The organism is Streptomyces sp. NBC_01335 (assembly GCF_035953295.1).
Taxonomy (GTDB): Bacteria; Actinomycetota; Actinomycetes; order Streptomycetales; family Streptomycetaceae; genus Streptomyces.
The window spans coordinates 1,076,088-1,102,041 of sequence record NZ_CP108370.1 but is presented as its reverse complement, the minus strand read 5'-3'; the positions used below and the strand labels follow the sequence as shown (position 1 = coordinate 1,102,041).

At 73.0% G+C, this 25,954-nt stretch carries 18 protein-coding genes and 1 rRNA gene; 13 read left to right on the top strand and 6 right to left on the bottom strand.

Going from position 1 to position 25,954, the window contains the following annotated elements; translation table 11 throughout:
* Positions 1-72: 72 nt before the first annotated feature.
* The 5 genes from OG599_RS04400 to OG599_RS04380 all read left to right on the top strand — a co-directional run bounded on the left by OG599_RS04400 (position 73) and on the right by OG599_RS04380 (position 8,915).
* Positions 73-1,209, top strand: a complete 1,137-nt coding sequence (locus OG599_RS04400; protein WP_327174618.1) for a glycosyltransferase family 4 protein — start codon at positions 73-75, stop codon at positions 1,207-1,209.
* A gap of 343 nt (positions 1,210-1,552) precedes the next feature.
* Positions 1,553-3,082 carry a hypothetical protein gene (locus OG599_RS04395; RefSeq protein ID WP_327174617.1) on the top strand — a complete coding sequence of 510 codons (1,530 nt, stop codon included), beginning with the start codon at positions 1,553-1,555 and terminating at the stop codon, positions 3,080-3,082.
* Positions 3,079-3,210, top strand: coding sequence for a hypothetical protein (locus tag OG599_RS04390; protein ID WP_327174616.1), 132 nt, complete (start codon positions 3,079-3,081; stop codon positions 3,208-3,210). The genes OG599_RS04395 and OG599_RS04390 overlap by 4 nt, the downstream gene beginning before the upstream one ends.
* A complete protein-coding gene (locus tag OG599_RS04385; RefSeq protein ID WP_327174615.1) occupies positions 3,207-4,118 on the top strand; it encodes a hypothetical protein in 912 nt (303 codons plus the stop codon). Before OG599_RS04390 ends, OG599_RS04385 begins: the two co-directional genes overlap by 4 nt.
* A gap of 75 nt (positions 4,119-4,193) precedes the next feature.
* Complete coding sequence (locus OG599_RS04380; protein ID WP_327174614.1) at positions 4,194-8,915, top strand: hypothetical protein; 4,722 nt, start codon at positions 4,194-4,196, stop codon at positions 8,913-8,915.
* Positions 8,916-9,002: 87 nt separating this feature from the next.
* Here the strand turns inward: OG599_RS04380 and OG599_RS04375 are convergent, their stop codons facing one another.
* On the bottom strand, positions 9,003-9,476 hold the full coding sequence (locus OG599_RS04375; RefSeq protein ID WP_442809376.1) for a hypothetical protein: 474 nt from the start codon (positions 9,474-9,476) through the stop codon (positions 9,003-9,005).
* Positions 9,477-9,931: 455 nt separating this feature from the next.
* Between OG599_RS04375 and OG599_RS04370 the strand changes: the two genes are divergently transcribed.
* The 4 genes from OG599_RS04370 to OG599_RS04355 are packed head-to-tail and all read left to right on the top strand — an operon-like array spanning position 9,932 to position 14,137.
* Positions 9,932-12,664, top strand: a complete 2,733-nt coding sequence (locus OG599_RS04370; RefSeq protein ID WP_327174613.1) for a sensor histidine kinase — start codon at positions 9,932-9,934, stop codon at positions 12,662-12,664.
* Positions 12,661-13,104 (top strand): roadblock/LC7 domain-containing protein, encoded by a 444-nt coding sequence (locus tag OG599_RS04365; RefSeq protein WP_327174612.1) that lies wholly within the window; start codon positions 12,661-12,663, stop codon positions 13,102-13,104. Before OG599_RS04370 ends, OG599_RS04365 begins: the two co-directional genes overlap by 4 nt.
* A gap of 9 nt (positions 13,105-13,113) precedes the next feature.
* Positions 13,114-13,551: a DUF742 domain-containing protein gene (locus tag OG599_RS04360; RefSeq protein ID WP_327174611.1), complete on the top strand. Its 438-nt coding sequence runs from the start codon at positions 13,114-13,116 to the stop codon at positions 13,549-13,551.
* A complete protein-coding gene (locus tag OG599_RS04355) occupies positions 13,532-14,137 on the top strand; it encodes a GTP-binding protein (protein ID WP_327174610.1) in 606 nt (201 codons plus the stop codon). The genes OG599_RS04360 and OG599_RS04355 overlap by 20 nt, the downstream gene beginning before the upstream one ends.
* Before the next feature lie 18 nt (positions 14,138-14,155).
* On the opposite strand, the gene OG599_RS04350 is transcribed toward OG599_RS04355, so the two are convergent.
* Positions 14,156-14,521, bottom strand: coding sequence for a DUF962 domain-containing protein (locus OG599_RS04350; RefSeq protein WP_327174609.1), 366 nt, complete (start codon positions 14,519-14,521; stop codon positions 14,156-14,158).
* Positions 14,522-14,618: 97 nt separating this feature from the next.
* Entirely contained in the window at positions 14,619-15,434 is an 816-nt protein-coding gene (locus OG599_RS04345) for a M15 family metallopeptidase (RefSeq protein WP_327174608.1), read from the bottom strand.
* 60 nt (positions 15,435-15,494) lie between these two features.
* On the opposite strand from OG599_RS04345, the gene OG599_RS04340 reads away from it, so the two are divergent.
* Positions 15,495-16,049, top strand: a complete 555-nt coding sequence (locus OG599_RS04340; RefSeq protein WP_327174607.1) for an NUDIX domain-containing protein — start codon at positions 15,495-15,497, stop codon at positions 16,047-16,049.
* Between the two features lie 49 nt (positions 16,050-16,098).
* Here OG599_RS04340 and OG599_RS04335 read toward each other — a convergent pair whose 3' ends face one another.
* Positions 16,099-17,841, bottom strand: coding sequence for a TIM-barrel domain-containing protein (locus OG599_RS04335; protein ID WP_327174606.1), 1,743 nt, complete (start codon positions 17,839-17,841; stop codon positions 16,099-16,101).
* Positions 17,842-18,094: 253 nt separating this feature from the next.
* Here OG599_RS04335 and OG599_RS04330 point away from each other — a divergent pair, with 253 nt between their 5' ends.
* Together OG599_RS04330 and OG599_RS04325 are read left to right on the top strand one after the other, a co-directional pair.
* Positions 18,095-20,071 (top strand): acetoacetate--CoA ligase, encoded by a 1,977-nt coding sequence (locus tag OG599_RS04330; protein WP_327174605.1) that lies wholly within the window; start codon positions 18,095-18,097, stop codon positions 20,069-20,071.
* Between the two features lie 118 nt (positions 20,072-20,189).
* Positions 20,190-21,143 (top strand): hypothetical protein, encoded by a 954-nt coding sequence (locus tag OG599_RS04325; RefSeq protein WP_327174604.1) that lies wholly within the window; start codon positions 20,190-20,192, stop codon positions 21,141-21,143.
* Positions 21,144-21,283: 140 nt separating this feature from the next.
* On the opposite strand, the gene ptsP is transcribed toward OG599_RS04325, so the two are convergent.
* Together ptsP and OG599_RS04315 are read right to left on the bottom strand one after the other, a co-directional pair.
* The gene (ptsP, locus tag OG599_RS04320) at positions 21,284-22,954 is read right to left on the bottom strand and encodes a phosphoenolpyruvate--protein phosphotransferase (RefSeq protein ID WP_327174603.1); all 1,671 of its coding nucleotides are present in this window, start codon (positions 22,952-22,954) and stop codon (positions 21,284-21,286) included.
* 73 nt (positions 22,955-23,027) lie between these two features.
* The gene (locus OG599_RS04315) at positions 23,028-23,477 is read right to left on the bottom strand and encodes a PTS sugar transporter subunit IIA (RefSeq protein ID WP_327174602.1); all 450 of its coding nucleotides are present in this window, start codon (positions 23,475-23,477) and stop codon (positions 23,028-23,030) included.
* 699 nt (positions 23,478-24,176) lie between these two features.
* Between OG599_RS04315 and OG599_RS04310 the strand changes: the two genes are divergently transcribed.
* Positions 24,177-25,702 (top strand): 16S ribosomal RNA (locus OG599_RS04310).
* The last annotated feature ends 252 nt before the right edge of the window (positions 25,703-25,954 follow it).

Below are 25,954 nucleotides of genomic sequence, written 5' to 3'. Positions count from 1 at the left end.
GGCCACAGGACGTTTTCCGGCCGGACAGATCCTTGTCGGCCCGCTCACGCCCGGGGTGAGAACAACCCCCGTATGCGTGTCGTCATCGTCACCGAATCCTTCCCGCCGGACGTCAACGGCGTGGCCCACACCAGCCTGCGGACCGCACGGCATCTCGCCGCCCGCGGCCACCAGCCGCTCGTCATCGCCCCGGCCACGGCCGGCGCGCGCACGACGGAGACCTCCCCCGACGCCGACGCCCCCTGTCCGGTGGTCCGCGTCCCCTCCCTCCCGCTCCCCGGCTACCCGCAGGTCCGGGTGGCCCTGCCCGGACGCAGACTCGCCGCCGCCCTCATCGCCCACCGCGCCGAACTCGTCCACCTCGCCGGCCCGTTCGTGCTCGGCGCGCGCGGGATGAACGTGGCCCGGCGGCTCGGGCTGCCCACTGTCGCCGTCTACCAGACCGACCTCGCCGGCTACGCCCGCGCCTACCTCGGGACGGGCGAGCAGACCGCGTGGCGCCGCATGCGCGCCGTCCACGCCGCCGCCGACCGCACCCTCGCCCCCTCCACCGCCGCCCTCGGCGACCTCGCCGCGCACGGCGTGCCGCGCGTCCACCTCTGGCCCCGGGGCGTCGACTCCGTACGGTTCCACCCCGGCCTGCGCGACGAGCGGCTGCGCCGGGCCCTCGCCCCGGGTGGCGAACGCCTCGTCGGATACGTCGGACGCCTCGCCCCCGAGAAGCACGTCGAACTCCTTGCCGGCGCCTGCACCGTGCCCGGCGTCAAGGTCGTCGTCGTCGGCGACGGGCCCAGCGGCGCCTCGCTGCGCGGAGCCCTCCCCGGAGCCGTCTTCCTCGGCCGCCTCACCGGCGACGAACTCGCCCGGCTCTACGCCTCGTTGGACCTGTTCGTCCACACCGGACCGTACGAGACCTTCTGCCAGACCGTCCAGGAGGCGATGGCCTCCGGGCTGCCGGTCGTCGCCCCCGCCGCGGGCGGACCGCTCGACCTGGTCGACCACGGCCGCACCGGACTGCTGGTCCCCCCGCTCGACGCCGGAGCCGTCCGCGACGCCGTCCACGCGCTGACCACCGACCCCGAACGCGCCACCGCCCACGGGCGGGCCGGCCGCGCATCGGTCCGCGGCCGCACCTGGGAAGCGGTCGGCGACCTGCTCCTGCACCACTACGACGAGGTGCTGCGCGAGCGCACGGCGGTGGCCGCGTGAACGGGCCGCGATGAGGGCGTTCCAGCGCCTTGCGGTGCACCGCAAGGCGGATGCCGCGCTCGGCACCACCGCCCGGCTCGACCGTGAGCACCGGCGCCCGTGCCTGCCGTGCCCGTGCTCACCGTGCGTGGGCGAGGAGCCGGAGCGGGGACCGCCCGCGACCGGCCCCGGTCGGGTCCCGAGGGGGTCGGCGGCCACGTCCGCGACCGCCGGTGAACCGGCGTCCCGGGCTGCCGACGGGCGCCCGCCGGAGCTCTCCCGCGAGGGCGGACACGTCCCGGGCGGGGCGGTCGGATCTGCGCCGTTTCGACCGTTGTCAGGGTGAGGACCTAATCTGTGACGCGTGACTTCGCCTGCCGATACGGACAACGCCGCGCCCCAGCTCAGCGCGGGCCCGCGGCCCGCACCCGGGCCGGCCGCCGACGAGGGGCTCGCGCGGCGCCTGCGCGCGCTCGCCTGCACCGCCCCGCTGCACGATCTCGACGTGCGCAAGGCGAACCTCGCCGGTGAGTACACCGTCTACTCGATGGCCGAGGTCGCCCTCGCCGCGATCGACGTGGTCACCCTCCACATGGACTTCGACACCGGCGCCGACCACGAACAGATAGTGACCAGGCTGCTGCCCCGGGTCCACGCCCAGGCACCCCACCGCCCCGCCGCCGAGCACGAGCGGGTCGCCCGCTGGGTGCTGGACAACCTCATCAACGTCGGCAGCGTCGACCGCGGCTTCCGCGCGGTCTACGGCACCTTCGGACCCGACGGCGTCTACGTCCGCAGGGACTACGACTTCAAGCTCGTCGAGGAGGTCCCCGGCCACGGCGGCACCGTCTTCCTCCGGGCGACCGACGAGGCCGTCAACGTCCTCGTCGGCGCCCTGGACACCGACGTCACCAGCGCGCAGATCGCCGCCGAGGTCAAACTGGAGGTGCTGGTCAGCCGAGGCCGCCTCGCCGACGCGCAACTCGCCGCCGAACAGGCCCGCTACCGCACCGTGCAGTACGCCGAGACGCTCCGCCGCACGCTGGAGGCGACCCGCCGCAACGTCCGCGCCGTCGACTGGCTCAACGCCGTGCCCGACATGATCGCCGAGGCGCTCGACCACGTCGCCGACCGCTACCGCCACGAGAACGCGATCCTCACCAACATCCGCAAGGCGCGCGACGAGGCCGAGGAACCCGAGAACAAGCGGCGCGCCGCCGAGCTCGTCGACATCGTCAAGGACTGCATCCGCCGCCACACCCAACTCCAGTCCAGGCTCCTGGAAGCGGGCCCCCTCTTCCGCGCCGAACAGGACCGGCAGGCGTTCGCCACCCCGGCCTCGCGCACCGGCCTCGATCTCTACGGGCAGCTCCTCGCGCCGATCCTGCCGCTCCCCGTCGAGCAGTCCATCCGGGCCACCGACGCGTTCTTCGCCCGGGGCACCGGACTGCGCACCCCCACCTCCGTACGCGTAGGCGACCTCGTCGACCTGCTGCTCGCCCCGCCCGTGGAGCGCGAGCACCTGGGCGCGGAGATGCCCGAGCCCGACCTGATCGCCACCCCCGACGACAGCCGGTTCAGCGAGGACCAGCTCGCCCGTGCGATGGTCCTGCTCGACCTGGAGTACGAAGCCCCCCGCCGGCTCTCCGGACTGCTGGCCGAGGCCCGCGCCACCGGCGACCTGGAACTGCCGTACCTGGTGGCCCTGCTGGCGGTCCACGCGGCGAGTCCGCCGGTCGGCACCGCCTACCGCCAGGGGGAGCGGCGCCTGCTGTTCGCCGTGGACGACGGCACCGAGCTCGACGACCCCGAGTTCGGCGGTGCCGACCTCGTCGTGGGGACCGCCCTGCTCGACGCGGTGGGCATGGCCGCCGACCGCAAGGAGGCGTCATGAGCGCCTCGCGCACCCCCGAACCCGTACGCGGCTTCGCGCGCACCCCCGTACCCGTACGCGGCTTCGCGCGCACCCCCGTACCCGTACCCGTACCGAAACAACTCCGCACCGAGGAGCCCCAGCCGTGAGCGACCACCGCGCCGAGCACACCGACGCGTGGGACGAACCCGCCGTCACCCCCGCCGTGGAGCCCGCTCCCGCACCGGGGCAGGCGGCCGTCACCCCGGCCGACGCCGCCGACGCCGCACGCCTGGTCTCCTTCGGACTCCAGCCCAAACTGGTGCCCGCCCGGGACGCCGAGTACGCCGACCTGCTCCGCCGCTACCGCGAGGAACCCGCCTTCGGGCGGCTCGCGGACGCCGTCGCCACCGGCCTCGGCCTGGTCGTCCTGGAGGTCTCCACCCGGGCCGGAATGGCCGTCACCGCCGACGAGGACTCGGTCTTCGCCGTACGGATGGGCGACTACGCCCGACGCGCCTCCTCCGACGCCGCCGACCGCTTCCTGCACGGCCTCGCCCACCTCGCCGTCGCCGCCATGGCGTTCCCCCGGCCCGAGGACCTCGCCGACGACGCCTACATCGGCCGCATCACCGTCAACGGCGTCGACGCCTTCGTCCGCCAGGCGTGCCTGCGGCTGGAGGAGCGCGCCGCCGAGCAGGGCGAGAACACCGACCCCACCAGCGACGCACCCGGCCTCGAAGCCGGCTGGCGGGTCTACGCCCGCCGCAGCGCGACCGGCGCCACCAAGGACGCCCGCCGCCTCGCCGGATCGACCACCGGCATCATCGGCAAGGCCGTCGCCTTCCTCACCGACTCCGGCTTCCTCCAGCGCACCGGCGACGACGCGGGCGGCACCTACCGCACCACCGCGCGCTACCAGCTCCAGGTCCGCGACATGGCGGGCAGCGCCGCCATGGCCGAACTCCTCGAACTCGGGGTCGTCCCCGTCACCGACGGGGCCGCCACCCTGCTGCCCCCGCGCGACACCGAAGACCTCGAACTCGCGGCCGACGCCGGCCTGCCCTTCCACGGCTGACGCGCCCGGCGCGCCCGCCCCTGTGCCCCACCTGTTCTGCCCGTTCCGCTTCACGAACGACGAGAGTCCGCCGCCATGTACGAGTTGTCCCGGGTCCGCCTCTACTCCATCGGACCGGCCGGTGCGCGCTATGCCGACACCGTTCTCGATCTGCGCGGCGTCGGTGCGCCCGTACCCGAACCCGCCCCGGCGCAGGCCGAGTTCTTCGAGGACGAGCCGGTCGGCCCGCCGCGCCGGCCCGCCCCCGCCGGCGTCCTCTTCCTGGAGAACGGCGGCGGCAAGTCCGTCCTGCTGAAGCTGATCTTCTCGGTGATGCTGCCCGGCCACCGCAACACCCTCGGCGGCGCCAGCTCCGGCGTGCTCCGCAAGTTCCTGCTCGCCGACGACTGCGGGCACGTCGCCCTGGAGTGGCAGCACACCCTCACCGGCGAATGCGTCGTCGTCGGCAAGGTCAGCGAGTGGCGCGGCCACCAGGTCTCCAACGACCCGCGCCGGTTCGCCGAGGCCTGGTACTCCTTCCGCCCCGGACCGGGGCTCAGCCTCGACAACCTCCCCGTCGCCGAGGCCACCACCGTCGGCCGCCCCGCCGAAGGCGCCTCCGGCGCCCGGGGACGCCGCCGCACCATGAAGGGCTTCCGCGACGCCCTGATGGACGCCGGCAAGTTCTACCAGCACCTCGACGTGCACTGGGAAGAGATCCACGACCGGTGGAACGAACACCTCGGCGACCTCGGACTCGACCCCGAACTCTTCCGCTACCAGCGCGAGATGAACGCCGACGAGGGCGAGGCCGCCGGACTCTTCGCGGTCAAGAAGGACTCCGACTTCACCGACCTGCTGCTGCGGGCCGTGACCGACACCCGCGACACCGACGGCCTCGCCGACCTCGTCAGCGGCTTCGGCAACAAGCTCGGCCGCCGCGCCGAACTCACCGCCGAACGCGACTTCACCGCCGGCTCCGCCGACCTCCTCGGCCGGATCGTCGAGGCCACCGCCGCCCGGTCCCGCAGCCGCGACGTCCACGCCGGCGCGGAACGCCGCACCCGCACCCTCGCCCGCCGGCTCTCCGCCCGCGCCACCGAGGAACGCGGCCGTACCGCCGAGCTGGCCCAGCACGTCACCGCCGCCGCCCACACCGTCACCGAGGCCGAACGCACCCGTGGCCACCGCGCCCTCGTCGCCGCCGAACTCGCCTACCGCAACGCCTCCCTCGCGCTGGCCGCCGCCGAGAAGGCCGCCGCCGCCCAGCGCCGCGAGCTGGGCGACGCCCGTACGCTGCACTCCGCCTGGCAGGCCGCCGAGGTCGTGCTGCGCCACCGTGCCGGCGCCGACCGCTCGGCGCGCGTCGCCGCCGCCATCCGCGAGGCCGAACGCGACGCGGCGCCCGCGCTCGCCGCCCGCGCCACCGCCGCCGCCGACCTGGTACGCGCCCTGCACACCGCCGCCGAGGACGGCGAGCGGGTGGCCAACGAGGAGGAGGAGCGCTCCGACACCCTCCAGGCCGAGGGCGAGCGCGCCCACCGCGACGCCACCACCGCCGCCACCGAGGCCCAGCGCGCCCGCAGCGAGGCCGGCCACCTGCGCCAGCGCCTCGCCGAGGTCGAGCAGGAGACCGCCGAGGCCGTCCGGGCCGGCTGGCTCGACGACACCGCCCCCGACGCCGACCCGGCCCGCGCCGCGCTCGCCGCGAGCGACGCCGAACAGGCCGCGGTCGCCGCCTGGGACACCGCCCGCGACGCCGCCCGCGCCTCGGCCGACCAGGCCCGGGAAGCCGCCGCCGCCGAGAGCCGCGCCGAACTCGCCGCCGCCCGCGCCGCCGACGCCGCCAAGGCCGCCGAACAGTCCTGGGAGGACGAGCGCTCCGCCGCCGACGCCCTCGCCGCCGAGAGCCGCCTCGCCGACCTCCTCGGCCTGCCCTCCGCCACCGGCGTCCCCCAGCCCCGCAGCGGCGCGGGCCCCGACGAACCGCACGGCACCGCGCCCGGCGGCGCCCGCGGCCCCGGCGAGGCCGGGGCCGCCCCGCACGGCACCGACCGCCAGGTCGCCCTGGCCGACCGCCGCACCGCCACCGCCCGCGCCCTGACGACCGAGGACTTCGACCGCGGCGCCGACGAACTGCGCGAACTCCTCGACCAGGGCATCGCGACCGCCGAACGCCGCCTCTTCGACCTGCGTACGGCCGCCGCCGACGACTCCCGCATCCTCGGCGCCCTCGGCGACGGCGGACTGCTGCCGCCCGGCCCCGACGTACTGGCCACCGTCGAGTACCTCGGCGAGCACGGCATCCCCGCCCTGCCCGGCTGGCGTTACCTCGCCCAGGCCGTCGACCCCGCCGACCACGCCCGCGTCCTCGCCGCCCGCCCCGAACTGGTCGACGGCGTCGTCATCACCGACCCCGGCGCCCACGCCCGGGCCCGCGAGGTCCTCGGCTCCGCCGCCCTGCTGCCCCGCTCCACCGTCGCGGTCGGCACCGCCGCCGCACTGCTCGCCCCGGTGCCCGACGCGGCCGCCGGCACCGACGACGTGTTCCTCGTCCCGCCGAACCCGGCCATGCACGACGAACTCGCCGCCGACGAGGAGCGCCAGGCCCTGCGCGCCCGGGCCGCCGACCGCGACGAGGACATCCGCGCCCTCGCCGCCCGGCTGGCCGGCGACCGCGCGCTGGCGGCCCGTATCGGAGCCTGGCGCGCCGACTGCCCGCCCGGCATGCTCGCCGAACTCGCCACCGCCGCCGCCACCGCGCGGACCGTGGCCGAGACCTCCGAGGAAGCCCTCGCCGAGGCCCGGACCGTCCGCGCCGAGGCCGACGAGGCGGCCGCCGACACCGCCCGGGTCCGCGAGGAGCGCCAGGAGGCCGCCCAGCGCGCCCGCCGCGCCGCCGACGCCCTGGCCGGCCTCGCCCACCGGCTCCGCGAACGCGCCGGCTGGCAGATCCGGCTCCGCGAACTCGTCGACGAGGGCGCCGAGTCGGAAGCCCGCGCGGGGACCTTCCTGGACCGCGCCCGCGCCGCCGACGAGGACCGCCGGGCCGCCCAGCGCGCCGCCGACGACGCCCGCCGCACCGCCCGCGCGCTGCGCGCCGAGCGCGCCGAGATCGCGGGCGCCCCGGAAACCCTGCCCGAGCCCGACGAGCACACCGCCCGCCAGGCACTGCCCACCCTCCGCGAGGCCTACCGCGCCGCCTCCCAGCTGTACGAGAAGGTCGGCGTCGGCGCCGACCTCCGCGCCGAACAGGCCCGCGCCGAGAGCGACGAGAGCGCCGCGCTCTCCGAACTCGACCGCCTCAGCAACAAGGTGCGCACCCGCGCCGCCCAGCTCCTCGAAGGCACCGACGGCGCCGACGGCCCCTCCCGGCAGGCGGCGGCGGCCCGCGCCGAATCGCTCGTCCAGCTCCTGGAGACCCGCGCCTCCACCGCCAGCGAGCAGCTGGGCCGGCTGCGCGGCGAGGCCGAACGGCTCGCCCCCGAGGACGAGTCGCCGCACCACACCGAACTGCCCGAGGAGCTCGTCCCGGCCGACGCCGAACAGGCCCAGACCCTGCTGCGCACCGCCACCGGCGAACTCTCCGCCGCCACCGCGGCCCTGGACACCGCGCGCGCCGCGCACGCCGAGCTGCTGCACGCCCACCGCACCGCGGAGGACTCCGCGGGCGGCTTCGAGGAGACCGCCGCCCTCCTGCGCGACCTCCTGCGCGACCACGGCACCGAGGACGAGGACGACGGCCCCGAGCCCCACCCCGGCACCCTCGACGAGGCCCGGACTTCCGCCGCCGAGGCCCGCCGCTCCCTGCGTGGCTGCGCGGCCGACCTCTCCGCCGCCGAGGCCGCGGTCCGCGAGGCGAGCGACATCCTCGTACGGCACGCCAACTCCACGCGGTACGAGCAGGTACGCACCCCCGCCCGCCAGCAGATCCGCGAGCTCCCGGCCTCCGCCCTGCCCGAGCACGCGCAGAAGTGGGCCGACGCCTTCGCCCCCCGGCTCCGCGTCCTCACCGACGAACTCGCCCAGCTGGAACGGAACCGCGACTCCATCGTCGACCGGCTGCGCGGTCTGGTGGAATCCTCCCTCGCCACCCTGCGTTCCGCGCAGCGGCTGTCCCGGCTGCCCGAGGGACTGGGGGAGTGGTCCGGACAGGAGTTCCTCCGCATCCGCTTCGAGGAACCCGACCAGGCCACGCTGACCGAGCGCCTCGGCGAGGTCATCGACGAGGCGACCCACTCGGCCCTCAAGAAGAACGCCGACCTGCGCCGCGACGGCATGTCCCTGCTGCTGCGCGGGGTCGAGGCGGCACTGAGGCCCAAGGGCATCGCCGTGGAGATCCTCAAGCCGGACGCCGTACTGCGCGCCGAACGCGTACCCGTCGGACAGATGGGGGACGTCTTCTCCGGCGGCCAGCTGCTCACCGCGGCCATCGCGCTGTACTGCACCATGGCCGCGCTCCGCAGCAACGACCGGGGCCGCGACAAGCACCGGCACGCCGGCACCCTCTTCCTGGACAACCCCATCGGCCGCGCCAACGCCACGTACCTGCTGGAGCTCCAGCGCGCCGTGTCGGACGCGCTCGGGGTCCAGCTCCTCTACACGACCGGGCTGTTCGACACCACGGCGCTCGCCGAGTTCCCGCTGGTGATCAGGCTCCGCAACGACGCCGACCTGCGGGCCGGGCTGAAGTACATCAGCGTCGAGGAGCACCTGCGGCCGGGGCTGCCCCAGCAGGACCCGGAGGGCGAGACCGTGCACGGGGAGATCACGGCCACCCGGATGTTCAAGCGGAGCACGGAGCAGGCCACGGCCTGATCCCGCAGGACGGCACGGGGCGCGCCCGACGGCAGCGGGCGCGCCCGGCCCTGGGCCCACACCCGGGCGCGCGCCCGGCTCCTGGGATCACACCCGGGAGAGCCGCCCCCGGCGGCCCGTACCGCTGTGTCCGTGTCCTCCTATGCCCGCGCCGCCCTCGCGCGGGGCCCGGCGCTCCGCGCGGCGGGCCCGCCGGCGCTCGCGGCGCATCTGCCGCGCGGTGCTGCTCGGCACCGACACCACACCGTGGCGCTGGTTCCACACCTGGCGGGTCACCCAGACGTCCAGCACCGACCACGTCGCCCCGACCGTGCCGGCCACCCCGCCGAGCACCATCGGGAAGGCGAGCCAGGACCCCGCCAGGGTGCACAGGAACGCCACCACGGCCTGGATGAGCGTCAGCGCCACGATCATCACGGCGCGCACCGCCGCCGTGCGGACGGGATCGGGCATCCGTCTGCGGACCGCCGGCTCCTCCACCCACAACTGCCGAGGCACGCGCGCGTCCTGCACCGGTGTGGCGTCCGACGACGCGGCGCCCCGGTATTCCCGAGTGCTCAAAGGACCTTCAACTCCCCACCGCTGAACGACTTGAGGGTGACTGCCCGGCTCGCCGCCGTTCTACGCGGACCTGCCGGGCCAACCGCACGGCGACCCCGCCGTCCTGCCGCACCGGCCTCCGGCGTGACTCCTGCCCCGTACGTACGGACGAATACGTGGGTACGAAGATTCCCGCGCGTTGGCAACGATCGGCCCGGTCAACGGTCACGAAACACGTAATTCCGGCCAAGTGTCCGGTACCGGATTTCCGGGTGTCCGGGGTGCGCCCTTCTGCCGGTGGCCGAGTTCCGCGACCGGAAATGCGGGAATGATTCGCGTCAACTCCGTGCGGGAAGGCCGAAAATCGCCCGGACGGTCCTTCGAGTTGTCAGAGTGTCAGTAGTAGGCTCGCGCCGTTCGCAGAGGCGGGACCGACGGACACACCCCCGCGTGCGGGGGTCGAGCTGGGGGAGGCCATGCGCTTTCGCGGGAAGTCCATCCGCAGGAAGATCGCGGCACTGCTTCTCGTGCCCCTAGTCTCCCTCACCGCACTCTGGGCGTTCGCCACGTACGTGACCGGGCGCCAGGCGAGCCAGATGATGGACGCGGGCGCCATAGTCGAAAAGGTCGGCCACCCGCTGGAGCAGGCGGTCCGCTCCCTCCAGGACGAACGCCGCCAGACACTCGTCTTCCTCGCCGACCCCCGGGCCTCCGACGCGCTGCCGCTGCTCCGCCGCCAACAGGCCATCACCGACCGGACGGTGGCCGAGATCCGGGACGGCGCCGGCCGCGGCGGCATCCGCGATGAGCTGAGCAGCGACGCCCAAGGCCGTCTCGACGCCGTGCTCAGCGCGGCCGACGGACTCCCCGCCCTCCGGCAGTCCGTGGAGAACCGCGGCATCACCCGGCTGCGCGCCATGGACTTCTACGACGACCTCGTGGACCCCGCCTACCGGTTCCTCAACGGTCTGAGCACCATGGAACACGTCTCCCTGGACAAGCAGGTCCGCGCGCTCGTCGGCGTCTCCCGGGCCCGTGAACTCCTCTCCCGCGAGGACGCGTTGGTCGCCTCCGGGCTCCTGACCTCCCGGCTCACCGACGCCGATCTGCGCCAGCTCGCCGCCCTCGTCGCCCAGCGCCAACTGCTCTACCAGGTCAACCTGGACATGCTCCCCAGCGACGAACGCCTGCGCGTCGAACGGTTCTGGGCCAGCCCGGAGACCGAACCCCTGCGCACCGCCGAGAACGCCCTCATCGCGGGCGGCGAGGCACGGGACCGCGCCGGGATCGACACGGCCCGCTGGCAGCGGGCCGCGCAGCCCGTGCTGGACCGGCTGGCCAACGACTACACCGAGATGACCAACCGCTTCCAGGACCGCGCCGATCCCGCCGGCTACCGGGTGCTCGTCCTCGCGGGCGTCGCGGGGGTCCTCGGCTTCCTGGCGCTGCTCGTCTCCGTCTTCGTGTCGGTACGCATCGGCCGCGAACTGGTCCGTGACCTCTCCCGGCTCCGCAAGGAGGCCCACGAGGCGTCGGGCGTACGCCTGCCGGGCGTCATGCGGCGGCTCGCGGCGGGGGAGCAGATCGACGTGGAGACCGAGGCCCCGCACCTGAGTTACGAACCCGACGAGATCGGCCAGGTCGGCCAGGCGCTCAACACCCTCCAGCGGGCCGCCGTGGAAGCCGCCGTCAAACAGGCCGACATGCGGCGCGGCGTCTCCGAGGTCTTCGTCAACCTGGCCCGGCGCAACCAGGTGCTGCTGCACCGCCAGCTGACCCTGCTCGACGCGATGGAACGGCGTACCGAGAGCGACGCGGAACTCGCCGACCTCTTCCGCCTCGACCACCTCACCACCCGGATGCGCCGGCACGCCGAGGGTCTGGTGATCCTCTCCGGAGCCGCCCCCTCCCGCCAGTGGCGCAAGCCGGTCCAGCTGATGGACGTGGTCCGCGCCGCCGTCGCGGAGGTCGAGGACTACGAACGGATCGAGGTCCGCAGACTCCCGCGCATCGGCGTCGGCGGGCCCGCCGTCGCCGACCTGACCCACCTCATCGCCGAACTCCTGGAGAACGCCACGGCGTTCTCCCCGCCGCACACCGGTGTACAGGTGCACGGGGAGCGCGTCACCAACGGCTTCACCCTGGAGATCCACGACCGCGGACTCGGCATGACCCCCGAGATCCTGCTGGACGCGAACCTGCGGCTCGCCGAGACCCCCGACTTCGAACTCTCCGACACCGACCGGCTCGGCCTCTTCGTCGTCAGCCGGCTGGCCCAGCGCCAGAAGGTGCGGGTCTCCCTGCAGAAGTCCCCGTACGGCGGCACCACCGCGGTCGTCTTCATCCCCGCCAACCTGCTCACCGAGGCGCCGGAGACCCACGGCACCGGGTTCCGGCTCGACCGCAGGACCGAACGCGCCCTGCCCGGGCCGCGCTCCGAGCAGAACGCGACCGGTGCGGTGTCCTCGCTCCCGCCGGGCCCCATCGACGGCCCGGTCGAGCTGGAGGCGCCGATGGGCCCCCGCGAGCGCGCGGCCTTCGAACGCGACCGCGACCGGGCGCTCGACCCGGCCCTCGCACCCGTCCTCGGCAGCCTCGGCGACCTGGAGGACAGCGACAGCGAACGCGGCGGCCTCTTCCGCCCCCGCGACACGCGCCGGGGCGACGGACCGGAGCAGCACCAGCAGGCGGGCGACGAACGCGAGGGCCCGGTGCCGCCGGTCCGGCCGATGCGGTTCGACGGACCCGCGCCGCTGCCCCGCCGTACGCCCCCGACCCTCGTCGCCGATCACGGCCGTCGCATCGGAGCCCCCCGGACCGGCGGGCCGGCCCGCTCGGTCCCCCGGCAGGCCGACCCGGCCCCCGCACCGGCGCCGGCCCCCGCACCGGCTCCGGTCCCGGCTCCCGCCCCTTTGCGGCCGGACGCCGAACCCGTGACGATCCGGTCCGTGGACACCGTCGGCGGCCTGCCCCGGCGCATCCGCCAGGCGAGCCTCGTACCGCAGCTCCGCGAGGAGACGGAGGCCCGCACCGAGCCGGAGCCTCCCGCCCTCGAACGCGACGACATCCAGCGCGAGGCCGAACACGTCCGCGACCGCATGGCCTCGCTCCAGCGGGGCTGGCAGCGCGGACGCCGGCAGAACGCAGGCGAGACGACCGACACGGGCGACTCAGGACCAGGAACACCACCGGGAGGGGACGGTCGATGACCGCACCGCACGCCGCCGCACACGACTCCGAACGCAGGGGGTCGGGCGAACTCAACTGGCTGCTCGACGAACTCGTGGACCGGGTGTCCAGCATCCGCCAGGCCCTGGTCCTGTCGCGGGACGGCCTCGCCACCGGCACCTCCCGGGACCTGAGCCGCGAGGACGGCGAGCACCTCGCCGCCGTCGCCTCCGGCTTCCACAGCCTGGCCAAGGGCGTGGGCCGCCACTTCGACGCCGGCCAGGTGCGCCAGACCGTCGTCGAACTCGACGAGGCGTTCCTCTTCGTCACCGCGGCCGGGGACGGGAGCTGTCTCGCCGTACTGGCCGACGCGGACTCCGACGTGGGCCAGGTGGCGTACGAGATGACGCTCATGGTCAAGCGCGTGGGGGCCCATCTGGTCAACGCACCCCGTACGTCCGGTACGTCCGCCGGAGGGTGAGGGGATGGCATGAGCGCAGAACCGGCCCGGGACGCCGTCCCCGGATCGCCGGCCGCCGCCTCCGGCGTCCGGCCCCTGCCCTGGTTCGACGCGGACGCGGGACCGGTCGTACGCCCGTACGCGATGACCCGCGGACGCACCGGCGGCGCGGTCAGCCTCCGGCTCGACCTGATAGCGGTCGTCGTCCCCGAGCCCGCCGCCGACGACCCCGACCGGGACGCGTCCCTCTCCCCGGAACACGTGGAGATCGTCGAACTCTGCTGCGCCGTGCCCCAGTCGATCGCCGAGCTCGCCGCCGGCCTGGACCTCCCGGTGGGAGTGGTCCGGGTCCTGGTGGCCGATCTCGTCGAGGAGGAGCTGGTGCAGGTGACCCGACCCGTTCCGCCGGCCGAACTGCCGGACGTGAACCTTCTGCGCGAGGTGATCAATGGCCTTCGGGCGCTCTAGCCGCCGCAAGCGGGCCGTCGCGCCCGTCACCCTGAAGATCCTGGTGGCGGGCGGTTTCGGCGTGGGCAAGACGACGCTGGTGGGCGCGGTCAGCGAGATCAGACCGCTGCGCACCGAGGAGCACCTCACCGAGGCCGGGCGGCCCGTCGACGACATCGCCGGGGTGGAGACCAAGCGGACCACCACCGTGGCGATGGACTTCGGGCGCATCACCCTCCGCGAGGAGCTGGTGCTCTACCTCTTCGGCACCCCCGGGCAGGAACGTTTCTGGTTCCTCTGGGACGAGCTGGCCCAGGGCTCCCTGGGCGCGGTCGTCCTCGCCGACACCCGCCGCCTGGAGGAGTGCTTCGCGGCCGTCGACTACTTCGAGCGCCGGGCGATCCCCTTCGCGGTGGCCGTCAACTGCTTCGAGGGCGCGGAGACCTACCCCACCGGCATCGTGCGGGCCGCCCTCGACCTCGGGCCGGACACCCCGGTCCTGCTCTGCGACGCCCGCGAACGGTCCTCGGTCCGGGACGTCCTGGTCGAGCTCGTCGAACACGCGCTGGCCCGGACCGGCCGGCTCCGGGAGACGGCCGGTACCTGAGGGGTTCCTCCGCGCAGGTCACCCGGCGGCGGGCCGGTCCGCGTTCTCCGCGAGCCACTTCGCGGCGGTCTCCGCCAGCTCGGCGTCGCGCCCGGCGAGCATCGTCAGGATCATCTGCGCGTCCCCGCGCAGCGACCAGGCGGGGTGGCCGAAGCTGGCCGGGTTGTTCCCCTCGATCAGGAAGTGCGCGGGCCACGCGGTCCCGTACCCGATCAGCGGCAGCGCCGCCGCGTACCGCTTCCGCCCGCGCGCCAGCCCGTAGGCGGTGATCGCGAGCCCGGTCAGGGTCCCGGTCAGATGGACCCAGCGGGTCGCGGCCTTGGAGTGCATCGCGACGTAGTAGGGCCAGAACTCCTCGTACGAATCGAACGTCTGCTGCGTCATGGGGGGAAGGTATCGGCTCCCGCCCCGCCGGGAAACGGTCCCGCCCGGCGGGAATGGTCGGACACGGCCCTGTGCCGTGTCGTTTGCCCCGAGGCCGTCAGCGGCCCCGCACCGAGCGCTCGTCCACCGGGAAGTCGAAGTACGTGTCCGGGAAGAGCTCCGGCGTGAAGGTGTAGTGCCACCACTCCTCGGCCAGGTTGACGAAGCCGAGACCGGTGAGTGTCCCCTTGAGCAGCTGCCGGTCGGCCCGCTGGGCGCCCTGGATCCGCGGGTCGTCGGTGTGCGCGAGTGTGTCGAAGCAGTCGTACCCCGTGCCCATGTCGACCGAGTTGTCGGGGAACCGCGCCTCCTGGGGGCCGTAGCAGGGAGCGAGCGGCTCGCCCGGCCGGTACGCCCTCGTCGGTACGGCGGGCAGCCTCACCAGGGTCAGGTCGACCGTGCTGCCCCGGCTGTGCCCGGACTTCTCCGCGATGTAACCGTCCTCGAACAGCCGCGTCTTGTCGACGCGGGGGTAGAACTCGTCCTTCATGGCCTGGTCGTCGAGGTCCTTCGCCCAGCGCACGAAGTGGTCCACCGCCCGCTGCGGCCGGTAACAGTCGTACACCTTCAGGGAGTAGCCCTCGCGTCGCAGCGCGGTCTGCGCCCGGTGCAGCGCCACGGCGGCGGGGCGGGTCACGAGGCACACCGGCTTCCGGTAGCCGTCCACCGGCACGCCCATGAAGGTGTGCGGCGTGGCGTACCGGATCTCCTCGATGATGGTGGGGTCCACGGAGCGCAGCGCGACGAAGCCGTCCGGCGCCTTCGGCTCGGGCCGCGCCCGCGCCGAAGGAGTGGACACCGTCGCGGCGAGCAGGACGGCGGCGGCGACGGTGAGGGCGCGGAGCGCGGAACCAGCCGCGGTCGTTGTTGTCATGTGCACATCGCTATCAGGTTCCGGCCCCCCGGGGAAGCGTGATCGGATACAGTCCGGCCCGTGTCCGAGCCCACCGCGCCGCCCGTACCCGACTCCCACTGCGCCGCCTGCGGAGCCCCGTACGCCGCGTCCGTACTCCGTGCCGACGCCTGGCCCCGCCACTGCGCCGCCTGCGGTACGACCGCCTACCGCAACCCGCTCCCCGTCGCGGTCGCCCTGCTCCCGGTCACCGACGAAGAGGGCGGCGGCCTGGTCGTCATCACCCGGACCATCGCACCGCGGCGCGGCGGACTCGCCCTGCCCGGCGGGTTCGTCGACCACGGGGAGGACTGGCGGCACGCCGTCGTCCGCGAACTCCGCGAGGAGACCGGCATCGAGGCCGGCGCCGACATGGTGACCCTCGCCGACGCGCTCAGTTCCCAGGACGGCCACCTCCTCCTCTTCGGCCTCCTCCCCGCCCGTCCGCTCGACCGGCTGCCACCGTCCGCACCGACCGACGAGACCGCCGGATACGAGGTGCTGCGCGCGCCCCGGGAGCTGGCGTTCCCGCTGCACACCGAAGCCGCCCGCGCCTGGTTCGCGGGCCGTTACGCCGTCGCGGGGCGTTACGCCTGAGGCCCCCGGGCGGCCGGCCCGCCCCCGGTCACCACCACACCGCCCCCGGTCACACCCCCCGCAGGCGCACCGCGTACGGCACCGGCCCCGCGTGGCCGTCCCGCTCCACCACCACCCGGCCGTCCTCCCACCGGGTACGGAAACGCTCCACCACCGGCTTCCCCCGCCCCGTGCCGGCACCTCGCACCAGCACCCCGCCACCGCGCCGCCCCGGCCGCGGCGCCCAGGCCTCCAGCTCCGTCCCGCCGTCGTCGCCCCGCACCGGAATCACCGTCCCCGCCCGCGCCAGCACCGGAATCCGCGACAAGGGCGCCTCCACCGTCACCCGCCCCGGTCCCTCGTACGCCCGGCCCGTCGCGGTGTCGTACCAGCGCCCGCGCGGCAGCCGTACCGTCCGCCGGACCGTGCCCGGCTCCAGCACCGGCGCCACCAGCACCCCGTCGCCCAGCAGAAACGCGTCCTCGCAGTCCCGCAACGCCCGGTCGCGGGGGGCGTCCCACCAGAGGGGGCGTACGTACGGCGCGCCCGTCAGCCGCGCCACGTGCGCCAGCGTCAGGAAGTACGGGCCGAGCCGCTCGCGCTCCAGCAACGCCGCTCCCGCATGCGCCCCCACCTCCTCCCCAAGCCCTACGGCACCGTTCCAGTCCCCGGCCCCGATGCGGAACAACGGCAGCCGCGTGCCCAGTTGGAGCCACCGCAGATACAGCTCGGGCGACTCCGCGTCCTGGAAGGAGCCCAGGTCCGGCCCCGAGTACGGCACCCCGCACAGACCGAGCCCGATGACCGTGGCCAGCGCCGCACGCAACCCCGGCCAGCCGTCCGCCGCACCCCCGGACACGATCCGCCGCACGTCCCGCTCGTCCGCCCCGCCCTCCTCGTCCGCCCCGCCCTCCACGGCGGGCAGCGGCTCCGGCACCCCCGACGGCGGCAGCGCGGGAGCACCCGTGAGCCCGGTCCAGCCGCGCAGCACCCGGGCCGGTGTCCCCGCCACCGCCCAGCACCGCAGCGGCCCGCCGTCCATCCGGACCTCGCTGCCGCCCGGCCGGTCGTGCCCCGAACCCGCGCCCTCCTCACCCTCACGGATGGTCATCCGCCCCGTCCCGGTGCTGTCGTAGAACGCCAGGTGCGTCCCCGCGTCCGAGACCACGAACTGCACCGGCAGCAACGGCGCCGCCGCGCCGCCCGCCCCGTCCTGCAGGCCCGGCCGCCCCGCAGCCATGGCGCCCAACGGGTACGCACCGCTCCGCAGCCGGGGGCCTGACGGCGGCCCGCCCAGCCCGAAGAACCGCGCGTCCGACGGGAGTTCCGCCCGCTGCACCCACCGCGCGGGACCCCCGCCGACCGCCTCCCACCAGCGCGGCGGCAGCTCCCGCCGCAGCGGGACGCCGCCCGGCGTCCGCAGCTCCACCGCCCCGACGCGCGACACCGACACGGTCAGACGCTCCGACACCACCTGCCAGCCACCGTCCGTTCCGGGTTCCAGCCGCGCCCGCGGATCGGGTGCCGGGTCCGTCCCCACAGGACCGTACGAGGGCAGCCTCCCGGCCCCGTCCCACGCCCAGAACACCGCTCCGCCCGCAGCCACCCGGATGCTCAGCTCCGAACGGGCGAACCGCACCACGCCGCCCCCGGGCCCGGGTTCCGCCCCCAGCAACGGCCCCGGCACCCTGGCCAGCTCCGGACCGCGCTGCTGCGGCGCGCAGGAATCCCCGCGCCACGACCGCCAGGCCGTCCGCATGCCACCGACCGAACCCATCAACTTCACCGAGCGCACCAGGCCATGACCGTCCATGGCGCACACCTTGCCACCAGCCGAACCCGACGGGCATTTCGTTCAACCTCCGTTCACCCGGGGCCCGGCGGCCGTACACGAACACCCCGCACCGGACACCGCGACCGCCCCGCGGCCGCCACACCCCGGTACCGCCTTGCCGACCCTGGTGCCGGAGACGATCACATGGCATCGTCCTGAGTGCTCGCGCGCACCACCCCTGCCCGTGCGCGCCGACGCCCACCCCGCGTACCCGTCCGCCAGGAGCCGCCCCATGACCGTAAGCGCCGACGAAGCACCCCTCTGGCAGCCCGGCCCCGAACGCGTCGCCGCCGCGGCCGTCACCCGCTTCCAGAGCTGGGCGGCCGAACACCACGGCGCCCCCGCCGAGGGGGGATACCCGGCACTGCACCGCTGGTCGGTCGAGGAGCTCGACACCTTCTGGCAGGCGGTCGCCGAGTGGTTCGACATCCGGTTCTCCACCCCGTACGAGACCGTCCTCGCGAGCCGCACCATGCCCGGCGCCGAGTGGTTCCCCGGCGCCACCCTCAACTACGCCGAACACGCCCTGCGCACCGCCGAGGACCCGCTCCGCGCCGACGCGCCCGCGCTCTTCCACGTCGACGAGACGCAGGCCCAGGCGGTCATGAGCTGGTCCGAACTCCGCCGCCAGGTCGGCTCCCTCGCCGCGGAACTGCGCGCCCTCGGCGTCACCCCCGGCGACCGGGTCAGCGGCTACCTCCCGAACATCCCGCAGGCCGTCGTCGCCTTCCTCGCCACCGCCGCCGTCGGCGGGGTCTGGACCTCCTGCGCCCCCGACTTCGGCGCCCGCAGCGTCCTCGACCGCTTCCAGCAGGTCGAACCCGTCGTCCTGTTCACGGTCGACGGATACCGCTACGGCGGCAAGGTGCACGACCGGACCGCCACCGTCACCGAACTCCGCCGCGAACTCCCCACCCTGCGCGCCGTCGTCCACGTCCCGCTGCTCGGCACCACCGCGCCGGAGGGCACCCTCGCCTGGGCCGACCTCACCGGCGCCGACACCGAACCGCGCTTCGAGCAGGTCCCCTTCGCCCACCCCCTCTGGGTCCTCTACTCCTCCGGCACTACCGGCCTGCCCAAGGCGATCGTGCAGTCCCAGGGCGGCATCCTGCTGGAGCACTACAAGCAGCTCGGGCTCCACTGCGACCTCGGCCCCGAGGACCGCTTCTTCTGGTACACCTCCACCGGCTGGATGATGTGGAACTTCCTCGTCTCCGGCCTCCTCACCGGCACCACCGTCGTGCTGTACGACGGCAGCCCCGGACACCCCGACATCAGCGCCCAGTGGCGCGTCGCCGAGCAGACCGGAGCCACCTTCTTCGGCACCTCGGCCGCCTATGTCATGGCCTGCCGCAAAGCCGGCGCCCACCCCGGACGCGACTTCGACCTCAGCCGCGTGCAGTGCGTGGCCACCACCGGCTCGCCCCTGCCCCCGGACGGGTTCCGCTGGCTCCACGGAGAGATCACCGACGACCTGTGGATCGCCTCGGTCAGCGGCGGCACCGACGTCTGCAGCTGCTTCGCGGGCGCCGTGGCCACCCTCCCCGTCCACATCGGGGAGCTCCAGGCCCCCTGCCTGGGCACCGACCTCCAGTCCTGGGACGCCGAAGGCGAGCCGCACCTGGGGGAGGTCGGCGAACTCGTCGTCACCGCGCCCATGCCCTCCATGCCCCTGCGGTTCTGGAACGACCCGGACGGCAGCCGCTACCACGACAGCTACTTCGCCACCTACCCCGGCGTCTGGCGCCACGGCGACTGGATCACCCTCACCGGCCGCGGCTCGGTGGTCATCCACGGCCGCTCCGACTCCACCCTCAACCGCCAGGGCGTACGCATGGGCTCCGCCGACATCTACGAGGCCGTCGAACGGCTGCCGCAGATCCGCGAATCCCTCGTCGTGGGCATCGAAGAGCCCGACGGCGGCTACTGGATGCCCCTCTTCGTCCACCTCGCCGACGGAGCCGTACTCGACGACGACCTGCGCACCGCGATCGCCCGCACCCTCCGCGAGAACCTCTCCCCGCGCCACGTACCCGACGAGGTCATCCAGGTCCCCGGCATCCCGCACACCCTCACCGGCAAGCGCATCGAGGTCCCCGTCAAGCGCCTTCTCCAGGGAACCCCCCTGGAGAAGGCGGTCAACGCCGGCTCCATCGACGACGTCGGACTCCTCCGCTTCTACGCCGACCTGGCCCGCACCCGCCACTGAGGCGGCCGTTGTCAGACCCCCTGACTACTCTGAGTGAGCACGGTTCGACCGTACGTCTGCGCGCGGAGCGTACCCGGACCGCCGTACTCAGACCGCCGTACTCAGGGGGAGCACCACCATGAACCGCACCGGACGCACCGACCGCGCCACCGACCCCACCCGCCGCACCCGCCGCACCGGGGCCCCGCCGGACCGGCGGCCCCGGTCCACCCGCCGCGCCCTGCGCCGCGAGGTGCCCGGCACGGTCGGCATCCTGGTCGATCCCCAGGACTTCGCGGCGATGCGCGCCTACCGCACCTTTCCCTTCGACGACCACACCGCCTATCTCCACGAGGTCGAGGGCCTGCTGAAAGCCTTCGAGGCCGAGGGACTCTACACCAGCCTCGCGCTCTTCGACCCGGCGGAGTTCGGCGAGTTCTGCGCGGAGCACCGACTCGACCCCGACAGCGCCGACGCCCGTACGCGATTCACGGCCGAGATCGCGGCCGCCGGCGCCACGGTCCCCTACACCGGGCAGCCGCTCGACCGGATTCTCCCGCTCCTCGTCTCCCGCGTCGTACGCCGTGCGACCTGGGAGTACGCCACCGTGCTCCTGGCGGACCTCGGGGCGTGCGCCGACTGCGGCCAGGACATCGGCGGGGCCGCCTTCGACCGGGCCTCGCACCTGCTGCTCCGGCTCCTGGAGGCCGCCGGTGCCGGCACCCACCACATCGTCTGCTCCATCCGCTCCACCGACGACCGGCTCCTCGCCGTCCTCCACACCCGCCAGGACGGGGGACACCCGCCCGTTCTCTCACCCGCCGAAGGGACCGAGCTGGCGACCGTCCTCGCGGTCGGCGTCGCGCTGGAGGCCCCCGGAGGCGTCGTCCTGCGCACCACGACACCCGACGCCCCGGACCGGGTCCACGGCTGGCGGCTCGACCGGGGCAGCCTGCTGCCCCTGACCGCGGGAGAGGTGTTCTCCGCCTACTGCACCGACGCCGGGACCGGCGAACCGGTCGGCCCCGAACCCGGCGTTGACTACCACGCCGGCTTCGACATCGGAGCGGAGGAACCCCGACCCCACCACTGACCCACTCCCACGCGCAGCCCCGACCCGCAGGCCCCGATGCGCAGGCCCCGACGCGCAGGGGCTCCCCGCCACCACGGCGGGAAGCCCCTGCGCCCGGTCGCCCGGTTCTTCAGCCGTCCGGTTCCTGGGCCCGGCCCCGGCTACGCGCCTTCCAGCACCGCCCGGGCCGCGTTCCGCGCGTCCTCCGCGGAGTCCGCGGCCCGCGCCACGGCGGCGGCCCGCTCGCACTGCGCCAGCGTGTACTGCGCGAGCGCCGCCCGTACGTAGGGGAGCGAGGCCGCGCCCATCGAGAGAGAGGTGACCCCGAGCCCGGTCAGCACACAGGCGAGCAGCGGATCGGCCGCCGCCTCACCGCAGACCCCGCAGCTCCTGCCCTCGGCGCGCGCCCCGTGCGCCGACAGCGCCACCAGGTCCAGGAGCGCCGGCTGCCACGGGTCCTGCAACCGGGACACCGCGCCCACCTGCCGGTCGGCGGCGAAGGTGTACTGCGCAAGGTCGTTGGTGCCGAGCGAGAGGAACTCCACCTCCTGGAGCACCGAGCGCGCCCGCAGCGCCGCGGACGGGATCTCCACCATCGCCCCGACCTTCGCCCCCAGCCCCGACTCACGGCAGGCGTCGGCGAAGTGCTTCGCGTCGGTCCGGTCGGCGACCATCGGCGCCATGACCTCCAACTGCGCCGACTGCCCCTCGGCGGCCTTGGCCAGAGCGGTCAGCTGGGTACGCAGAACGTCGGGGTGGTCCAGAAGACTGCGCAACCCCCGCACCCCGAGTGCGGGGTTCGGCTCGTCGGCGGGGGTGAGGAAGGCCAGCGGCTTGTCCGCTCCGGCATCGAGCACCCGGACGACGACACGGCCCTCGGGAAAGGCCTCCAGCACGGCGCGGTACGCCGCGACCTGCTTCTCCTCGGAAGGCGCCTGCTCACTGTCGTCCAGGAACAGGAACTCCGTACGGAAGAGCCCGACGCCCTCCGCGCCCGCCTCCACCGCCGCCGGCACGTCTCCCGGACCGCCGATGTTGGCCAGCAGCGGCACCTTGTGCCCGTCCGAGGTGGCACCGGGCCCGCTGGAGGCGGCGAGTGCCGCCTCGCGCGCCGCAGCCGCGCCCTCCAGCGCGGCCCGCTTCTCCGCGCCGGGTTCGACGAACACCTCGCCGGTGCCGCCGTCGACGGCCACCACCACGCCCTCGGCCAGTTCACCGGCGCCGGGCAGCGCGACCACGGCCGGCACCCCGAGCGCCCGCGCCAGGATCGCGCTGTGACTGGTCGGCCCGCCCTCCTCGGTGACGAACCCGAGCACCAGCGTCGGATCGAGCAGCGCGGTGTCCGCGGGCGCCAGATCCCGCGCGATCAGCACGTACGGATGGTCGCTGTCCGGCACCCCCGGCATCGGAACCCCGAGGAGCCGGGCCACGATCCGGTTGCGTACGTCGTCGAGATCGGCGACCCGCCCCGCGAGGTACTCCCCGGCGTTGGCGAGCAGCGCGCGGTAGGCGGCGAAGGCCTCGTACAGTCCGCGCTCGGCCGTGCTCCCCTCGGCGATGCGCCGCTCCACGTCGACCATCAGCTCCGGGTCCTGCGCCATCATGGCCTGCGCCTCCAGCACCCCCTGCGCCTCACCGCCGGCGAGGTTGCCGCGCGCGATCAGGTCGGCGGCGACGGCCTCCACGGCCTGCCGGGCGCGTCCCTGCTCCCGCGCCGTCTCCTCCGGGGGAATCTGCCTGACCGGCGGCTCCAGGACGGCCGTCCCCATGTGCCGGACCTCGCCGATGGCCACCCCGTGGCTCACACCGACGCCTCGCAGAGTTGTCTCCATGTCACCCGTCTCCGTTTGTGCGGCGGGAACCCCCGCGGTGGATGTCCGACTGGCTCGTCACGGAAGGTCGGCGTCACCGCCAGCCGAAGAGGGGGCCTCCCGCTTTCACGTCACCGGACTCCTGGACCTCGGAGAGGGAGTCGGCCGTCGCCTCCAGCGCCACGACGGGACAGATCGGGGACTTCCCCGCCGCCTCGACCTCGACCGGGTTCCACCGCACGATGCCCTGTCCGCGCGTGACGGTGTCCCCCTTGTTGATGAGGAGCTCGAACCCTTCACCGTTGAGCTGCACGGTGTCGATCCCCAGGTGCGTCAGAACACCGTGCCCCTCGTTGTCGACCACCACGAAGGCGTGCGGGTGCAGGGAGACCACGACGCCGTCGACCGGTGAGACAGCCTCGCCGGGCTCCCGGACGGGGTCGATGGCCGTTCCGGGCCCCACCATCGCGCCGGAGAAGACCGGGTCGGGGACCGCGGCCAGTCCGATGGCCTGTCCGCTGAGGGGGGACGTCACGTGGGTCATGGATGCCTCCGGGAGGTGGGGCTGGGGCGCCTGGCTGCTCGATGGCCGCCCGTGGTCGGTGTCACAGGTCGGCACGCTCCTCAGCAGGGTAAGTCATGGCAAGTCATGATTCCGCTGGAGATGTCCCGTTTGGCTGACGTAGAAGTGCACCGCGAACGATTTGCCTCGTCTCCCGACGAGGCTGTACTGTCGTAGATCTGCCTGGCCCCACCGCGACTTCTGGTCCCGGGGCCGGTGGCGACTCTCCAGCAAAACCCTGCCCCCACGGGGCTTCCGCATGCCTGCGGGGGCCTGGTCGGAGGGAAAGGAATTGCCTGATAGAGTCGGACTCGCCGGAAAGGGAAACGCGAAAGCGAAGAACTGGAAAGCGAAAATCGCTTGACCCGCTTCGACCGGGAATCGGACAGATAAGAGTCTGATAGAGTCGGAAACGCAAGAACGAAGGGAAGCGCCCGGAGGGCCCCGGTGAAACGGGACCGAAGGAAGCGTCCGTTCCTTGAGAACTCAACAGCGTGCCAAAAGTCAACGCCAGATATGTTGATACCCCGGCCTGCTTCGGCAGGTTGGTGGTTCCTTTGAAAAGTCCTACCAGCGCTTAACGGCCTGGTGGGCAACAATAGCGAGGACGCTGTGAACGACCGGTCATATTCCGACCTGGTCGTTCCGCTCTCGTGTTGTGATCCCGATTACGGGAAAACATTCACGGAGAGTTTGATCCTGGCTCAGGACGAACGCTGGCGGCGTGCTTAACACATGCAAGTCGAACGATGAAGCCTTTCGGGGTGGATTAGTGGCGAACGGGTGAGTAACACGTGGGCAATCTGCCCTTCACTCTGGGACAAGCCCTGGAAACGGGGTCTAATACCGGATAACACTCTGTCCCGCATGGGACGGGGTTAAAAGCTCCGGCGGTGAAGGATGAGCCCGCGGCCTATCAGCTTGTTGGTGGGGTAATGGCCTACCAAGGCGACGACGGGTAGCCGGCCTGAGAGGGCGACCGGCCACACTGGGACTGAGACACGGCCCAGACTCCTACGGGAGGCAGCAGTGGGGAATATTGCACAATGGGCGAAAGCCTGATGCAGCGACGCCGCGTGAGGGATGACGGCCTTCGGGTTGTAAACCTCTTTCAGCAGGGAAGAAGCGAAAGTGACGGTACCTGCAGAAGAAGCGCCGGCTAACTACGTGCCAGCAGCCGCGGTAATACGTAGGGCGCAAGCGTTGTCCGGAATTATTGGGCGTAAAGAGCTCGTAGGCGGCTTGTCACGTCGGATGTGAAAGCCCGGGGCTTAACCCCGGGTCTGCATTCGATACGGGCTAGCTAGAGTGTGGTAGGGGAGATCGGAATTCCTGGTGTAGCGGTGAAATGCGCAGATATCAGGAGGAACACCGGTGGCGAAGGCGGATCTCTGGGCCATTACTGACGCTGAGGAGCGAAAGCGTGGGGAGCGAACAGGATTAGATACCCTGGTAGTCCACGCCGTAAACGTTGGGAACTAGGTGTTGGCGACATTCCACGTCGTCGGTGCCGCAGCTAACGCATTAAGTTCCCCGCCTGGGGAGTACGGCCGCAAGGCTAAAACTCAAAGGAATTGACGGGGGCCCGCACAAGCAGCGGAGCATGTGGCTTAATTCGACGCAACGCGAAGAACCTTACCAAGGCTTGACATATACCGGAAAGCGCCAGAGATGGTGCCCCCCTTGTGGTCGGTATACAGGTGGTGCATGGCTGTCGTCAGCTCGTGTCGTGAGATGTTGGGTTAAGTCCCGCAACGAGCGCAACCCTTGTTCTGTGTTGCCAGCATGCCCTTCGGGGTGATGGGGACTCACAGGAGACTGCCGGGGTCAACTCGGAGGAAGGTGGGGACGACGTCAAGTCATCATGCCCCTTATGTCTTGGGCTGCACACGTGCTACAATGGCCGGTACAATGAGCTGCGATGCCGCGAGGCGGAGCGAATCTCAAAAAGCCGGTCTCAGTTCGGATTGGGGTCTGCAACTCGACCCCATGAAGTCGGAGTTGCTAGTAATCGCAGATCAGCATTGCTGCGGTGAATACGTTCCCGGGCCTTGTACACACCGCCCGTCACGTCACGAAAGTCGGTAACACCCGAAGCCGGTGGCCCAACCCCTTGTGGGAGGGAGCTGTCGAAGGTGGGACTGGCGATTGGGACGAAGTCGTAACAAGGTAGCCGTACCGGAAGGTGCGGCTGGATCACCTCCTTTCTAAGGAGCATTTCTTACCAGGCTTCGGTTTGGTCAGAGGCCAGTACATCGGCGAATGTTCGATGCTGGTTGCTCATGGGTGGAACGTTGACTATTCGGCACGGTTGGTTGGTTGTTGCGAGTACTGCTTCGGCGTGGAAAGTAATGATGGATCGGCTGTGTCGGGCACGTTGTTGGGTATCTGAGGGTACGGCCGAATGGCTGCCTTCAGTCCGGTCCCAGTGAACTCAGCCTTCGGGTTGGGGTGATGGG